Source organism: Sphingobacterium sp. JUb56 (assembly GCF_014191365.1).
In the GTDB taxonomy this organism is placed as follows: Bacteria; Bacteroidota; Bacteroidia; order Sphingobacteriales; family Sphingobacteriaceae; genus Sphingobacterium; species Sphingobacterium anhuiense.
In genome coordinates this window covers 189,942-206,651 of record NZ_JACHWL010000003.1, presented here as the reverse complement: position 1 = coordinate 206,651, position 16,710 = coordinate 189,942, and the positions used below count along the sequence as shown (strand labels likewise).

At 34.7% G+C, this 16,710-nt stretch carries 15 protein-coding genes and 1 pseudogene; all 16 read right to left on the bottom strand.

Annotated elements, in window-relative coordinates:
* Window positions 1-26 precede the first annotated feature (26 nt).
* The 16 genes and pseudogenes from gldN to FHR29_RS25100 all read right to left on the bottom strand — a co-directional run bounded on the left by gldN (window position 27) and on the right by FHR29_RS25100 (window position 16,709).
* On the bottom strand, window positions 27-977 hold the full coding sequence (gene gldN / locus FHR29_RS25175) for a gliding motility protein GldN (RefSeq protein WP_084825435.1): 951 nt from the start codon (window positions 975-977) through the stop codon (window positions 27-29).
* Window positions 978-990: 13 nt separating this feature from the next.
* On the bottom strand, window positions 991-2,283 hold the full coding sequence (locus tag FHR29_RS25170) for an SUMF1/EgtB/PvdO family nonheme iron enzyme (RefSeq protein WP_183918104.1): 1,293 nt from the start codon (window positions 2,281-2,283) through the stop codon (window positions 991-993).
* Between the two features lie 44 nt (window positions 2,284-2,327).
* Window positions 2,328-3,011, bottom strand: coding sequence for an outer membrane beta-barrel protein (locus FHR29_RS25165; protein ID WP_183918102.1), 684 nt, complete (start codon window positions 3,009-3,011; stop codon window positions 2,328-2,330).
* 254 nt (window positions 3,012-3,265) lie between these two features.
* Complete coding sequence (locus FHR29_RS25160; protein WP_183918100.1) at window positions 3,266-5,665, bottom strand: polysaccharide biosynthesis tyrosine autokinase; 2,400 nt, start codon at window positions 5,663-5,665, stop codon at window positions 3,266-3,268.
* 8 nt (window positions 5,666-5,673) lie between these two features.
* The gene (locus tag FHR29_RS25155) at window positions 5,674-6,456 is read right to left on the bottom strand and encodes a polysaccharide biosynthesis/export family protein (protein WP_183918098.1); all 783 of its coding nucleotides are present in this window, start codon (window positions 6,454-6,456) and stop codon (window positions 5,674-5,676) included.
* Between the two features lie 354 nt (window positions 6,457-6,810).
* Window positions 6,811-7,947 (bottom strand): DegT/DnrJ/EryC1/StrS family aminotransferase, encoded by a 1,137-nt coding sequence (locus FHR29_RS25150; RefSeq protein ID WP_183918096.1) that lies wholly within the window; start codon window positions 7,945-7,947, stop codon window positions 6,811-6,813.
* A gap of 5 nt (window positions 7,948-7,952) precedes the next feature.
* The gene (locus FHR29_RS25145) at window positions 7,953-8,555 is read right to left on the bottom strand and encodes an acetyltransferase (RefSeq protein ID WP_183918094.1); all 603 of its coding nucleotides are present in this window, start codon (window positions 8,553-8,555) and stop codon (window positions 7,953-7,955) included.
* An 11-nt stretch (window positions 8,556-8,566) separates the two neighbouring features.
* Complete coding sequence (locus FHR29_RS25140; RefSeq protein ID WP_183918092.1) at window positions 8,567-9,172, bottom strand: sugar transferase; 606 nt, start codon at window positions 9,170-9,172, stop codon at window positions 8,567-8,569.
* A complete protein-coding gene (locus FHR29_RS25135; RefSeq protein ID WP_183918090.1) occupies window positions 9,165-10,367 on the bottom strand; it encodes a glycosyltransferase family 4 protein in 1,203 nt (400 codons plus the stop codon). Before FHR29_RS25135 ends, FHR29_RS25140 begins: the two co-directional genes overlap by 8 nt.
* 6 nt (window positions 10,368-10,373) lie before the next feature.
* On the bottom strand, window positions 10,374-11,513 hold the full coding sequence (gene wecB / locus FHR29_RS25130; RefSeq protein WP_183918088.1) for a non-hydrolyzing UDP-N-acetylglucosamine 2-epimerase: 1,140 nt from the start codon (window positions 11,511-11,513) through the stop codon (window positions 10,374-10,376).
* 14 nt (window positions 11,514-11,527) lie between these two features.
* Window positions 11,528-12,646 (bottom strand): NAD-dependent epimerase/dehydratase family protein, encoded by a 1,119-nt coding sequence (locus FHR29_RS25125; RefSeq protein ID WP_183918086.1) that lies wholly within the window; start codon window positions 12,644-12,646, stop codon window positions 11,528-11,530.
* Entirely contained in the window at window positions 12,643-13,065 is a 423-nt protein-coding gene (locus FHR29_RS25120; RefSeq protein WP_183918084.1) for a WxcM-like domain-containing protein, read from the bottom strand. The genes FHR29_RS25125 and FHR29_RS25120 overlap by 4 nt, the downstream gene beginning before the upstream one ends.
* Before the next feature lie 9 nt (window positions 13,066-13,074).
* Window positions 13,075-14,112, bottom strand: a complete 1,038-nt coding sequence (locus tag FHR29_RS25115; protein WP_183918081.1) for a polysaccharide biosynthesis protein — start codon at window positions 14,110-14,112, stop codon at window positions 13,075-13,077.
* Window positions 14,113-14,174: 62 nt separating this feature from the next.
* A pseudogene (locus tag FHR29_RS26725) lies at window positions 14,175-14,357 on the bottom strand (type B chloramphenicol O-acetyltransferase); the annotation flags it as partial.
* A gap of 296 nt (window positions 14,358-14,653) precedes the next feature.
* Window positions 14,654-15,715, bottom strand: a complete 1,062-nt coding sequence (locus FHR29_RS25105) for a glycosyltransferase (protein ID WP_183918077.1) — start codon at window positions 15,713-15,715, stop codon at window positions 14,654-14,656.
* A 73-nt stretch (window positions 15,716-15,788) separates the two neighbouring features.
* Window positions 15,789-16,709 (bottom strand): hypothetical protein, encoded by a 921-nt coding sequence (locus FHR29_RS25100; RefSeq protein WP_183918075.1) that lies wholly within the window; start codon window positions 16,707-16,709, stop codon window positions 15,789-15,791.
* Between the last annotated feature and the right edge of the window lies 1 nt (window position 16,710).

The following is a 16,710-nucleotide window of genomic DNA, read 5'->3' as shown; positions in this document are numbered from 1 at the left end:
TTTTTTTTGTAATACTATAGCTAAGCTTACTTTTTCTTTACTTTTTTCTGTTTCTGAGCATTCGGAATAAACTCTTCCAAGTTTTCTTCTTTCACCCCTTTAGGACTTGTCCACAGTTTCTTTTTATATGCATCGATCTTTTGTTCGATCTGCTGTGCATCTTGCGCTTGCTGTGCTTCATCACCCAATTTCAAAGCTCCGGCAGATGACTCACGGATGATGGTACTTGCATACTTCTTTTGAACGAATAAGTCATCCATCGTCATATCGTATAAACCTTTATCCGGATCTGTAATATCCACTTTAACCAAGCTGTAACGTAACTGCGGGAAATACAACCAAAATGCAGGAGTAGAACCGACCGATTCCGCTAATTCAGCAGAAGTTGTAATATTCATCAGCGGAGCAACGCCAATAATACGGCTCTCCAAACGGCTACGCTGTTTATCAAAAAAGATATCTTCTTTAATACGGAACTTAGTTACGCGGGTAGGATCAAATTCATTTAAGGTCATCTTTGAATCGATCTGGTTTCCTTCATCATCAAAAATTGGAACCAATACACTATCCGTAAAACGGGCCATACCTTCGTTGGCACTCATTCTACCTTTAAAAGAATCATCATCAGGACTATATAGAGACAATTTACCCGTTTCGATAGATTTCATAATGATCTCCATTAATGAATTTCCAGGAGTAGCGAGAAGCGCATTTTTTTCATCTTTCAAATCAATATCACGCCATACCCTCTTATAAAAGCGAATATTTTTCATGTTAATCTCTGGATAAGCGAAAGGAACCGCATCCTCCAGGTTATTGGCCTGATAAAAACCATCCGTTGTTGGTATAGTGTCCATTAAAACTTCTCCTTGTACGGCAGTTGTAACCTGTTGTGATTTCAAACTATCCGGTATTTCTTGTTGCGCAAAGACCGGTATAAATCCTAAAGCCATTGCCATTGTTATAAATATCTTCATCTGAATTTATATTTTAAAATTTTCTAGTCTTACTTTGGATCGTTGGCATCTCAAATGCCGACATCACGCAACGGAAACCGATGTAAGAGTGCGGCTCATAGTCTACTGAATAATTACGGGTATCCGTATTCAATTGCTCACCATTATCTTTCCATGAACCACCACGTACGACCTTTCTTTTCAATGCATCCGCATCTTTTTCATCTGCATCATACAAAAGAGCAGGATTTAAATCGTTCACAAAAACCATTGCAGAAGGACTAAAAGCATCCAAAGTCCATTCCGAAACATTCCCTGCCATATTATAGATTCCAAACGCATTAGGTGTGTAAGACTTCACAGGAAGGGTAAAAGTTGCGCCATCACGAGAATAGGTACCATCACCTTGCTTAAAGTTTACAGCAAGCTTTTCTTTACCTTCAGATCCATCAATTGTCATGCGTTTAGTAGAAGAAGTATCACGAGGATCCAATTTACCTTCAGCGGCATACTGCCATTGCGCTTCTGTAGGAAGACTTAAAGTCAATTGATAACCACTCAAATACGAGTTTTTCATTAAAGTTGCCATAATTTCCTTACCTCTCCAATCTGTAAATGCGCGTGCCTGTCTCCAGGTCACACCAACTACTGGGTAATAATCAAAAGATTGGTGGGTAAAATAATTGACATCAAGGGAAGCGAGCTGCGCATTTGGAAAATCAGAAGACCAGATTTCTTCTACCGGCATCACTGGAACCGTATCGGTCACATATACCTTTTTAATATTCCCCTTTGTCTTTTGATAAGAGAAACGGTAGCGTAACACCTCTGGATTTAAAGTGCGCTGAGAGCCTCTCATTTCGAGCATTGGTGCTAAGCGCTCACGGATAGTCGGATCATTGCTTTTCCAAATTGGAGAAGCCTTCTTTACCTTTTTCCAGTCAATTCTTCTTTCCTCTCCCTGTTCACCAGTATTTAAAAAGTACTGATCATCATTCAGATAATCGGTTACGGCGATTGAATCCGCTACCCAGTTGATAAATTCACGGTATTGTTTATTGGTCACTTCTGTTTCATCGATAAAGAAAGCACTTAAGCTTACGTTTTTACCTGTATCAGCAGTATCAAGAGAGCTCTTAAAAAGAATAGTTCCAGAAGGTACATAAACCATTCCCGGAGGCGCTGGCATTTCGCCAGCACGAAATGCGGCAACTTTAGGCGCTTTATATATAGATGAGCTTGATTTACAAGCCTGCATAGACACTAAAACTGTTAAAATAAACAGCCCGAATGTAAATATCGGATAGTGTTTTCTCATTTTATTCATAATTGCGGTTGTTATTATTTATAGAAGAGTAAGTTTAGATCAAATTAGTTACGGTTGAAAAAGGCATATTTTACACCAACAGTCATCACGCCATATTGATCGTTACTTTTGTTTATGATACCATCGATGTTATCATTGAAACTTAATCCGTGCTGATAGTTTACATTTATAGCCCACTTAGGACCATATAAGGTGCGTCCAAAAGGGATATCCACACCAACATTTAAAGGAACAACAAAGTGAATACCTGATCGGTCTTCAGCGATCTCTCCTCCTATATTGGAAATAGCTTCTCTGTACTCACTGCTAAAATCTGTTGAAATACGATTTTTCATCAATCCAGCACCAGCTCCGATATAAACATTCGATAAGATACGTTGAAACGTACTTGCTCCCAAAGTATAATAACTATAATTATCGGGAAGATCCATAAATTGACCTAATCTTAACTTTGCGTTCACGTTACCTGCATAGTAGCTATTCTTGTAGGAATTCTCCCCACTCTCACCCGTTACTTCACCTTTCTGCGCCTGCAATCCGACAGATACAAATGGGCTTAACAAATAGTCCCCTTCTCCGTACCAAGCAAAATTTACTTTTGAATTTTTCAGATCGGTGAGACCGTAAGAAACTCCTGCCCCAGCCCCTATACTGATAGGTCGAGAAAACTGGGCTGAAGCAGTCATAAGACAGCCAAACAAAATAAGAGTAAAAAATAGTTTTTTCATTGTATGAGTTGATTTATTAGTTATTATATATTTATATTATGAAACGAAATTATGGTCACATTGTTGTTATCAACTATACTACAGAATTTCAATTCCAAATCTGTTTTATTGACACTCCACGTACAATTTTTGAGCCATATTTTATAAAATAACTTATTTTATCCTGCTTTTTCAACTTTAACCAAGATAATAGCAAAAAAATTGGCGCATTTCTATTAAAAAGAAAAGCGCCAATTTTTAGGATATTTATTATTTTATTTAAGTCTCAATATAGTTTTCAAATTTGCCCAAATTTTCGCAAAACCAGTTTTTTTAGCACCTTTGTCACCATAACCGTAACCGTAGCCATAACCGTAACCATAACCACGTGCAAAGTCCACATCATTGACGACTGATGCTAGATTTTTTAATTTACCATCTATATATAATTCGCGTGGAACCTGTAGCAAACGTTTATCCAAGAAATTAACACGAGAAACATATAATGTTAAATCAGCGTTGTGAGATATCAATAATGTATCTGTTACTAGACTTACTGGGGCGGTATCCACTAAGACATAATCATAGTTTTCTCGCGCGTACTTAATTACATCATCAAAATGTCCATTCATCAATAATTCAGCAGGATTTGGAGCGATGTAACCAGAATAGACAACATCAAAATCGTAATTTCCAGGTTTCTTGATGATAATATTGTTCACGTCCATTTCTGGGTTAATAAGAAACTGTGTTATTCCAACATTAGTATGCTGTAGATGCGATAATCCAAGATAATCCAAAACTTTAGGACTCCTGATATCCGCACCAATTAAAAGCACTTTCTTGTCAGACATCGATAAAATCTGAGCAAGATTGGTCGTAACGAAAGACTTTCCCTCCCCCGAAATTGTTGAAGTCACAAATACGACTTTTGAAGAATCTTTCTTATCCGCACCGAACATAAAGTTCATATTCGTCCGTAATATACGAAATGCCTCCGCTAATGATGAGCGATCATTTTGATGAATAACAGTATCTTCTGAACTTGGTATTTCACCCAATACCGGTATTTTCACAACATCTTCAATATCTTTACGCGAATGAATTTTATTATCCAGTAAAAATTTAATGTATAAAACGATCAAAGGAAGGAATAGACCTATAAGTAATGCTCCTAAAAGAACAACACTTCTTTTAGGAGAAACTGGAATATTTGTACCATAAGCAGCATCAATAATTTTTAAATTATCGGGTTTTGCGGCGGCCTTAACTTCACTTTCTTCACGTTTTTGCAACAATAACAAATAAAGAGATTCTACAATTTGTTGTTGTCTAGAAATCTTCTTAAATCCTTGCTCCTGATTTGGAATGGAGTTAATTCTTCCCCTGATTTCATTCGACTTACGCTCAATATTATTTAATGCTAATTTCGTTACCTGTTGGTAGTTTTCTAAAGAACGACGAATATTATTCCGATTCTCCTCAATATTTTGATTAAGAGCAACGACTGTAGGATTTAAGTCCGAAGCAGATTTTAATAAATCATCCCGTTCTAAAACTAATTTATTGTAACCTTCAATTGCTGCTCCAATAGACGCGTCCTGCAGACCGATATTCGAAGGTAACAACTTGCCTTCTTTTTCTCCCTTCAGGAAGTTGTTCATATGATCGACTAACTGCAATTGTGTGCGGTATTCTAAAACCCTTTTATCATTTTCAGAAGCATTCTGAAGAAATACACCTGCTTCTGTGGCCATATCTACCATAGAATTTGCGGATTTAAAATCTGCAGCCTCTTCATCTGCACCAGAAAGATCTTTAGAAATCAATAACAGACGCTTATTAATAAAATCAGATGTAGCTCTGGTCGTTCGCATTTTATCATTGGTCAAATCAGCATTGTAAATTTCAATTAAACTGTTTAATATGAATTCAGCCTTTTTACCTAGTCGAGATACCATAGAAAAGTTGACAATATATGATTGCATCTCACTACCTGGCAGAATACTAATATTACTTCTTATAGCATCTACAGCTCTATTTTTTGGAACGATTGTTATTTGATAATCAGAATTAGGATTTAGTCTTGCAATGTTATTAGTCTTAAAAACTACCTTATTATAACCAATTTTAACTACTTGATCAAAAGTACAATTTATCTTTTCCCCCGTACTTAAATCTGTTATTTGTAAATGTTTTTTATCTTGCAACTTCAGATCAATATTTAAGCGTACAGTATCAGTACTCCCTTGAGGCTGAATGATAAAAGGCATATCTTTCTCTAGTACCTCACTTGACCTAATTTGTCCCTTTAAAGTGTAAATAATATTCAAATTGTGCAGGTCAACAACTTTTCTCATTAACCTTCTTGAGGAAAGTACTTCTATTTGATCTATAACAAATGCAGCCCTGCTACCACCAAATCCCATACTACTACTTAATTCTGCAATACCTGCCAACTCACCTGCGGATCCGCTTTTTTCATCTTTCAACAAAATTTTCGCGGTGGTCCTATATGATTTTTCAGCATAACGAAGATACACAACAGCAATTCCTACCGAAAGGATGACTGTTAATACAAACCATTTCCAATAAAAGGCATATTGCTCAAAGAGCTGTCTTAAATTCAACTCTTCGTCTTGATTTTCTTTGATATGTTTTGATTGATATTCCATGGGTATTTTTAACGTGTCAATACTGAAATTACTGTAATTATAAGGCCTGCTATTGAAATAATAATATTCGTATTAGCCCCTAATTTAGAATTATTGATTTGTGACTTATTTGGTTCTACATAAATGACATCATTTTGTACCAAATAATAATAAGGTGAGTTTAAAGTTTCTTGTTTAGTTAAATCCAACCGATGCATCGATTTTTGTCCATTTACTTCACGGATTAATGTCACATTCTCGCGTACCCCCCGAATTGTCATATCTCCTGCCATACCCAATGCTTCCAAGATGGTTACACGTTCAGTAGGAATAATAAAAGATCCAGGTCTTGCAACCTCACCTAACACTGAGACTCTGAAATTATTAAAATTTATATTAACCCCTGGATCTTTGATATATTGTCCCAATTCCGTACGTATTTTATCAATGGCTTCCAAACGTGTTAAACCTTCAATATGTACTTTTCCTAACATCGGCAAAGTAATATCACCGTGATGATCAACGGTATAAGTGGGTCGAAGTGCCAGATCAACTCCCTGTGTTAAATTACTTGATGACATTGTACTCAAAGGATTAAATGGTGCCGTGACTTTTGGGTCCGCAGCTGTTACAACAATAGTCAAAATGTCGTTTTTCTGTATCTTGGGAACAAATTGTTCATAACCAGAAATTATCTGTGTTGAATCAGGTTGCAAATACACCATATTTTTACGTGATCCACAAGAACTAAAAATCATTAGAGACATTGTAAACAATGCTAATGCTAAACCATACTTTGATATTAATCGCATGTTCTATTCAAATTATAAGATTTATTTTTGCTATTTAATAATAACAAAAATATATTATTTTCCCCATACTATGTTCAATATTATCATTTAAAAAATGATAGTTCGAAAAACGAAGCTTATTAGCAAATATAATGCCCAATTCATAATATTTATTACACTCATTTCAAGACGTTAAAGATCTTATCTAAAAAAAGAAGAAATTATTAGTATTTACTCATTTCAATTCAGAACTAATAATTATGTCAAAACAAAAATTCAACAGAAATACTAAAACCAGAGTACTTCAGCAATACTAAAAAGCCAATGTAGTAATACTATATATAAAAAAGTCTTATACTGCCAACATTTAAGTATTTACTTAGCTAATAAATTATTGATAGTGATGCTTATTCGTTCCCGCTCTTCATGTGTCAAATTCGATCCTGAAGGCAAACATAAGCCTTTATCAAACAGCTCTTCAGCTATCTTGTCGCCATAATACGGTGTATCTTTAAATATAGGTTGCAAATGCATCGGCTTCCATAAAGGTCTTGATTCAATATTTACTGCTAGTAAAGTTAATCGAAGCTCTTCGCGGGTGATACCCGCTACACTAGGTTCAATTGTTATTGCCGCTAACCAATGATTCGAATAGAAATCTATTGAAGGTGCGACAAATACAGTTATGCCTTTATAATTAGAAAAAAGCTTGACATAAAAATTCGTCATTGCACGACGTGCTTCTACGCGTGAAGCCAATACTTCCATCTGACCACGACCAATACCTGCACAGATATTTGACATACGATAGTTATAACCTATATGTGAGTGTTGGTAATGAGGTGCATCGTCACGAGCTTGAGTTGATAAGAAAACAGCTTTATCTTTATCTTCTTTAGAATGACAAACCAATGCACCTCCACCAGAGGTTGTGATGATTTTATTTCCATTAAAGCTTAATACACCAAATTTTCCAAATGTACCACATGCTTTACCTTTGTATGTAGAACCTAAAGCTTCAGCAGCATCTTCAATTATTGGAATATCAAATTCTTGAGCAACAGTCAAAATCTCATCCATCATGGCCGGCATGCCATATAAGTGCACCACAATAATCGCCTTGGGCTTTTTTCCTTTTGCTATCCGATCAACTATTGCTTCTTTTAATGCTTTCGGACACATATTCCACGTATCCTTTTCAGAGTCAATGAAAACAGGAGTTGCACCTTGATATGCGATTGGATTGGCAGAAGCTGAAAAGGTCATTGATTGACAAATGACCTCGTCACCATAGCCCACTCCACATTCAATCAAAGCCAAATGCAATGCCGCAGTACCGGCGGATAATGCTGCTACCTGAACATCTGCACTTAGAAAATTCTGTAAATCCTCTTCAAAACCATTTACATTCGGTCCTAGAGGTGCTACCCAATTTGCATCAAAGGCTTCATGGATGTACGTTAATTCATTACCACCCATATGTGGGGATGAAAGCCAAATTTTATCTGACATGATATCTAAAATTTATCGTTGTGTTTGTTGATTATTCTTCCGGGATTTCCTACTACTGTAGATCCATCTTGTATATTTTTTATAATGACAGCGCCTGCACCTATTGTACACCACTTGCCTATTTTTATTCCTTGAATAATGGAAGCTCCAATTCCGATATGTGTCCCTTCTCCGACAACCACATTTCCTGCCAAAGCAACATTTGGAGATATGTGGACAAAATCTTCTATAACACAATCATGATCTACAGAAGCATTTGTGTTAATAATACAATGTTCACCGATTTGAACATCTGCATTTATTGCTACTCCAGCCATCACAACCGTCCCTTGACCTAGTACAGCACGTTTAGAGATATTACTCCTTGGATGTATAAGATTGATATAACTAAAGTTGGTAGTACTAGTAACAATTTTTTGACGTATTTTATTATTACCAATGGAAATGGCAACTTCTATATTTTGAGTCGGGACTTCACGGAAAACGGGATATCCTAATAAATTTATTTTACTAGGATCTGAATCAATGAAGCCATCAATTACTACAGCATTGCTTTCAGCGATTTCCGCAATAACTTTACCATGTCCACTTGCTCCAAATAAATACATATTTTTAATTGCTAATTGTTTCCATTAAAAGGTTCTATTGTGACATGCCCATCTGCAGAAATACCTTCGCTTTTGAATACCTTTTTAAAGGTTGTAAAAAAAACTTTGAGATCAGTTGCAAAAGAAACATGGTCTACATACCAGACGTCTAATTCAAATTTTTTCTCCCACGAAATTGCATTTCTTCCATTGACTTGCGCCCATCCGGTGATCCCCGGTCTAACCTCATGACGACGTTTTTGAGTCTCCGTGTACAAGGGCAAATATTGAATCAAAAGCGGTCTTGGTCCAATTAATGACATATCGCCTTTTATGACGTTAATTAATTGAGGAATTTCATCCAATGAGGTTTTGCGAACAAAAGAGCCAATCGCTGTTAAGCGATCTACATCGGGCAATAAATTCCCTACAGGATCCTTTTTATCGTTCATGGTCTTGAACTTGATTATCTTAAAGATTTTACTATCTTTTCCAGGACGAGCTTGAAAAAAGAAAGGCCTACCATTATTAGCAAAATACAATCCAATAGTGACTATTACAAAAATTGGTGAAAGTATAATTAAGCCACATAAAGCTGTAAAAAAGTCAAAAAAGCGTTTAAAAAAATTTTTATACATTTCTTATCTTCTCCATAATTAATTTATAAGATTTATCTACAGTATAAGCGCTCAATAATAGTTTTTCCGCATTACTACCAAGAATTTCTAAATCGTCACTTAATAAACTAGTAATTGCATTTTTCATCTCTTCCAGATTTCCTGATAAAACTTTATATCCACAGTTTGCAAATTCAATGATATCACCAATATCAGTATTAGAATCAGTTGCAGCTATAACAGGCATCTTCATTTCTAGGTATGAAAGAAGTCTCGAAGGAAAATTAGGAATAGTAAAATTCTTATCAAGAAAAATTAACCCAACATCGCATGATGCTAATAATTTATCATAGTCGTCTTTCGGTAACTTTTGCAATAATTTTGCATTAGTGGGCTTTCTATCATCAAACCACTTCTTGATCATAGAAAATTCTGTACCATCGCCAACAATTAAAAAGAAAACATCATCAATATTAATATCATCAATTGTTTGTAATAAAAAATCGAGCCCCTGTGGTTTCCCCAAATTACCTCCATATACAAATACTTTTTTTTGTAAAGGTATTGCGTACTTTGCTCGAATTACATTCTTATCATTCTCGGAATAATTATACGAAATCGGTTCGATAGTATTAGGGTTAACTTCAACTTTTGATGAAACAATAGTTGGATTATATTTTATCAGAAACTCAACGTTTGCAGGAGACATACATCCAATAAAATCTGAAATATCGTATAATTTTTTTTCTTTTTTAACAAATTGTGAATGAAGAAAACTACCTTCTCTCATCAAGTTCATATCAACTGCATTTTGTGGAAAAATATCTTTTAGCAGTAAATAACTAAAAGCTCCATCTCTTTTCTTAATGAATTGAATGACCTTTGCAAAAGTTATTGGAGGAGTAGAGTATAAAACCATATCAAACCTCTTATTTGCCAAATATTTTTTAATAGCAAAAAGATATTGGTATTCAATTGCTAAAGTACCAATACCCTTCTCAACAATATTAGTTTTTTGAATATTAAACGTCTTAACTTGAAGAAGAGATACTCCATTTTTTTGAGTAAAATTAGTTGATATTCCTTTACGCCTTTCAACGGGAGATACAATTGTGACATTATGTCCCTCATTTCGGAACTTGCGTAACAAATCTTGATAAATACCTCTTTCCTCTACAGAATTTATCTCTACTAATGTTAAAAATATAATATTCATTTTGTTTTAAATTTCTTCCGACCAAACCGTTCTTTTAATATAATCCGTATAAGAAATAATAATACGAACTACCTTTTGAGAAACATTTGGCATCGAATAGTCCGCAACCGACCTAAAGTTTCTTTCTTCACCTACTTGCTGTTGCAATACCTGTGTTAAGCCTTGTAAGATACGTTCAGGAGATAAACCAACCATCATAACGGATGCTTCTTCCATTGCCTCTGGACGTTCATGTGCTTGACGAATATTTAGGGCACGGAAATTTAAGATCGAAGATTCTTCTGAGATTGTTCCAGAATCTGATAATACTGCATAAGCATCCTTCTGTAAAGCATTGTAATCATGAAAACCTAGTGGTTTCAGGAATTGGATCTCAGGACGCATTTCAATTTGCATCTTATCAATCATATTCTGTGTACGAGGATGAGTGGAAACAATGATCGGATAATGATATTTTTCAGCGATAGCATTTAGAGAAGTCATCAATCCTCGGAAATTTTTCTCGGAATTAATATTCTCTTCACGATGTGATGATACCACAAAAAATTCACCTTTCTTCAAGTTTAATTTTTCTAAAACTTGAGATGCATTAATTTCAGGTAGGTAATGATGTAATACTTCAAACATCGGTGAACCAGTTTTGATAATACGATCTGCTGGCAAACCCTCGCGTAATAAATACTCACGTGCAATATCTGAGTATGTTAAATTGATATCTGAAGTATGATCTACAATTTTACGGTTTGTTTCTTCTGGAACACGCTGATCAAAACACCTATTTCCTGCTTCCATATGGAAAATAGGAATATGACGTTTCTTTGCAGGAATAGCACATAAACAAGAATTAGTATCGCCTAACACTAAAAAAGCATCAGGTTGTAACTCTTCTAATAATGGATCTATTTTAATTAAAATATTACCAACTGTTTCTGTTGCTGTTTTTCCCGCAGCCTCTAAAAAATAATCAGGTTTACGTAAACCTAAATCTTCGAAAAAGATTTGATTCAATTCGTAATCGTAATTCTGTCCAGTATGGACTATAATATGTTCTACTGCATCAGAAGCATCAAGTGCCGCTAATACTCTTGATAGTCTAATAATTTCTGGTCGTGTACCAACGACCGTCATCACTCTTAATTTTTTCATGATATGTTTAACGCTTAAACAGTTTCAAAATATGTATCTGCATCCTCTTGATTAAAAGGTTCATTGATCCAAAAGATCGTATAAAGCTCTTCCTCTCCTATATTTTTAATATTATGGGTATACCAAATCGGCATATCCACATACGCTGGTTCTTGGCCATCTAAATAAAAATCCATTACTTCATCCGTATTGATCTTTCTGAGTTGGATAAGAGCCTTTCCTTTGATTACCGCAAATCGCTCAATCTTACGGGTATGGTAATGGTTTCCTCTTGTTATCCCCGGCACAGTTGTCGAGAACGAACATTGTCCACCAATTCCTAAACGAATAACCTCTACAAAAGCACCTCTTGGATCTATATGTTGTGTGAACTTTACAGGAAAATGTGTTGCGTGGTCAATATAAGTACGGTAAGTATTAAATAGATTATGTTCAAAAGTATTATTTATCACCGGAATTTCTCCACCATCAAAATATTTTGCTTTGTAGTCATTTAATAATGCGAGTACTTCAGATACTTTTTTAGTCGCAGTTGGTTCAATTAATAATTCTGCTATACCTTCATTACTTCTAATACTCTTAATGATCGTATCTACCAATTCTTGCACATAAATCAATTTCACTTCACCGTCTGTTGCAATAGTAGGTATTTCACCATGCGTCAGTTGGTAACAAAAAGTAGCTACAAAAGAATTATAAAAAGGTTTACCAAAAGCACCAAATACATTTGGAATAATTAATCCTGTCGCTTTTCCTCCGCTAGCTTTCGCCCATTCCACTAATGCTTCACGGCCTGCTTTTTTAGATTTTCCATATAGATTATCACGCTCCTCTTGGGTCGAAGATGAAATTAATACATGTGCTTTCGAATTTGTTCTTTCTAAAGCGTCAACCAATTTAACGGCCAAAGCAACATTGGTATCGTGAAGCACCTGATCTGATTCATGACGATTGAGGGCTGCTAAATGTACAATTACATCACACTTAGTCACAAAATCATCTAGATCTTGTTCCTTCTCGAAGAAATCCTTATTAAAATCAATTCGCTCAAATTCTTCTGGGAATAATCCTAACGTATTATATAAATGACTTCCAACAAAACCATTTTGGCCTGTAATTCCTATTTTTATCATTTCTTATTTATAAAATAATCCAACGGATATGTGTAATCGTCTTTAGGTGCATTTTCTATTCCAAAGTCTGAAAAAACCAATAATTCTGAGTTTTCTTCCAATGCTTGAAAAGCAGTTGCATAGCCAGTGGATAGATGCAAAACTCTATTTTCATCTGTACTTAAAACCAAGCGCTCAACTGGTAAATCTGAAGAAGCAGTTTCCCAATTATCAATTTTTACAGTATCAATGGCAAAAGAACCTGAGAGAACGTAGAACCACCGTTGCTCAACACGATGAGCTCTCCACCCTCTAATTAACGATAAGTCTACATTTTTGATAATGTAAAATCTTTTTACCAAAGACATATCAAAATCATTCACAAAGCGAATTTGACCTCTGTCATCTTTGGCTATTCCACCCTTTATAAAATCAATCATAATAATATATTAGTATGGATATTGCATTACGTCCTCACCAAAAACTTCTTTTCTGATGAGCGGTAATGTTGAAATTAATTTTTTGAGACCTTCAACACCTTGTTGTTCTGTATTGTGAGAATGATAATCTTCAATCTTAGAAACATCTTGCTCACCTTCCGAGAAATACTTAGCATAGTTTAAGTCTCTATTATCGGCTGGAACACGATAGAAATCGCCCATATCCTCGGCTTTCATCATTTCTTCACGAGTACAAAGTGTCTCATAAAGTTTTTCACCATGACGTGTACCGATTACTTTAACAGGAACTTCTTTACCAGTCAATTCAATCAAAGCTTTAGCTAAATCTCCAATTGATCCCGCCGGAGCTTTGTTCACAAAAAGATCACCTGGATTAGCATGCTCAAAAGCAAATAATACTAAATCTACAGCATCTTCAAGAGACATAAAGAAGCGGGACATGTTTGGATCCGTGATGGTAATAGGCTCACCTTTTTGAATCTGATTAAGGAACAAAGGGATAACAGATCCTCTTGAAGCCATCACATTTCCATAACGAGTCAGACAAACAACAGTTTCTGTCAAATTACGAGCCTCAGCAACTGCAACTTTCTCCATCATAGCTTTAGAAATACCCATCGCGTTGATCGGGTAAGCAGCCTTATCAGTGGATAAACAGATTACTTTTTTTACACCATTTGATGCTGCTGCACGAATCACATTTTGTGTTCCTTCCACATTAGTTTTGACTGCCTGCATAGGAAAAAATTCACATGAAGGCACTTGCTTTAATGCTGCTGCATGAAAAACGTAATCAACACCTCTAGTAGCTGGTTCTACAGAAGAATAATCGCGTACATCACCAATATAATATTTGATCTTATCATTTTTATAAAGGTTACGCATATCATCTTGCTTTTTCTCATCACGAGAGAAAATACGAATTTCTTTAAAATGATTCGTTTGCAAAAAACGATTTAAAACTGCTGTCCCAAATGAACCTGTTCCGCCCGTGATTAATAAAGTTTTTTCTTTGATACCTTGCATTATTTTGTGTAGTCGTTAATAGTTATTCTTAAATTTTCTTCTAACATCTTCTTATGTTCAAAGATTTCCTCATTAGTAAATCTATATTTAATAAACTTAGCTGGCATCCCACCAACAATGGTATAGGGTTCGATATCTTTGGTAACCACCGAGTAGGCTGCGATAATTGCACCGTCGCCTATTTTAACGCCTCTATTAATGAAAGCTCCATATCCTATCCATACGTCAGCACCCACAACAGTTTCCAAATCAGCATCTCTACCTGCGAAGATCATAGGCTTTCTAGGATCTTTATAAAAATGATCTCCACCTACGATCTTTACCTCTGGCGCAAGCATTGTATACTTTCCAATTTTGACCTTTGGATATATAACGCAACCAGGACCGATATATGAGTATTCCTCAGCATATAGATCATTTGATATTTTTGATGTCCCTCCCATATAGAATGTTTTGTGTACATTCTTCAATCTATAGTAAAATCTAAAAAAAAGCATTTTTAAATTTCTATATATTTGACGGATTGATAATTTCATTCAAGCTAGTTTAAAGAGTCAGTAATAGCTTTCTTTATTGCGTTCGCCATCATAGTAGGAGTTCTATTAGTAATATAGTGATCATATGCATTATTATTCATTTTATGAACTAATTCACTATTATCAACAATCCATTCCATAACTTTAGATAATCTTTCATTAGCATCATATATAATACCATTATATCTATTTTCAATATTAAATATTTCCCCTCCAGTAATGGCATCACGCCTCGTCACAAAAGATGTTCTATTTCCCATTGAGTTAAGAACTGACAACCCTGCTTGATTTGGTGAGATACAAACAATCGATTGGTTAAAAATCTTAGAAAGTGCTTTGGGATCATAAATACTTCCGAATAAAACAATTTTATCCATCATATTTTTCTCTTTAATAAATTCTAAAACTTTTTGTTTCTCAGGACCATCTCCTACAATTAACAACCTTGGACAATCATTTCTTTCTTCATACAAATCGCTATACGCCTCTAATAATTCATTAAGTCCTTTCTGCGGATAAAGCGTTCCTAAAAAAAGAAAATCTTTTTTATCAACAGGATTATAATCTGATAACTCAACTTGGGTAGTATTGTGAGCAACAAATAATTTTGTTTCACGGATTCCAGCTTTTATATACCTTTCTAGTGGGTAAGAGCTGTAAAATATTGTAAAATCAGATCTTTTTGATATAAAATACCTTAAATTATCCCATGTTTTCTTTGAGTCAAAATTATTCTCATAAGAAGCTGTCACTCCTATTCCCCAATAACCGATCTTAAACTTTCTGTTTCTTTTTAAGCATAATAACATAAGACTAATCCACCTTATATTAGAGATACCAATAATTACATCGTATTGGGATGCGATTTTACTCAAGTTATCTTTATGTATTTCGAATGGACCAACCTTTTTAACTGGCAAATACCTGGTTTTAAAAGAATAGGACTTATCTACAAATTTTTCATCAGAATAACCTACAGTTAGATCAAATTCTTCATCTATCAGTTCAAATATCTTTTCTCGGTAAGACCATATTTTATTGTAAACTATTAGAACTTTTGGTTTCATCTATTTTCTATTATAATTTCTACTGTATTAATAAAAAGCGTTCGTCCTAAATTAGGAACTGGAGCAAGCAAGCTTATTTAGTTGCTCTGTAGTACTTTTTAAAAATATCATAATCATACTTTTCTACATCTACTACTCCTTGATATTCTTTTTCAAGAGCAGGATATTTTTTTCTATTTAAATAATAATACTTTTGACTGTCCCACCAAATGACTCCGCTCACTTTCTTTCCTGAAGATACGCGAGAACTTATCATTGTATAATAATTTTTAAAAATATCTATTGGGATCAGAGATAGAGCTTCATTGCTTTTACCAGAATTTCGTTTATGCCAAATAAACGGATATACTTCTTTATTATACTGTTTTGCAAGTTTTAAAGCATAATCGAGATTAACGTACAGATGATCTCCACTTCCTCTTTCTGTCAAGGGTAATTTTACATTATATACTTTAGGGCTAGCATTATAAATATACAAAGAAGGTGCTATAACATCCACTTTCTTAAAAATTGGGAGCAATCTTGTGTTAATTTTTCTCCAGTTAGCATTATTCCCATTAAAAGTCCTTACAGGGAGGCCATAAAAGCCCCATTTTAAATTTGGACGCATTTGCTTGGCAATGTCAAGGGCTTTCAGAAACTGCTTAATGATCATTTCAGCCTTTGCATCGCTTGACCCGGATAAGGCTTTAAACGCTAAGCCTTCCCAATCAATAATAGCAATCCCTTTACTATTTAAATTTGTCCTTTTTTCAATATGCTCCTTAAACATTTTGACATCTAGATTCAATCCATCTGTAGTAACCTCTTTTTGGTAGAATATATTAATTTGCGATAGTTTCTCTTGTTTTATATATTCTTCCTGAGAAGGATTTAAACCTGCTATTGCTATATAAAGTTTTGGCTCAGTTTGACCAAAAGATTTTATCGACATTAACACTAATCCTAAGCATAATAATAATGTGTTTTTTCGTATTTTTTTTTTCAATTGCATG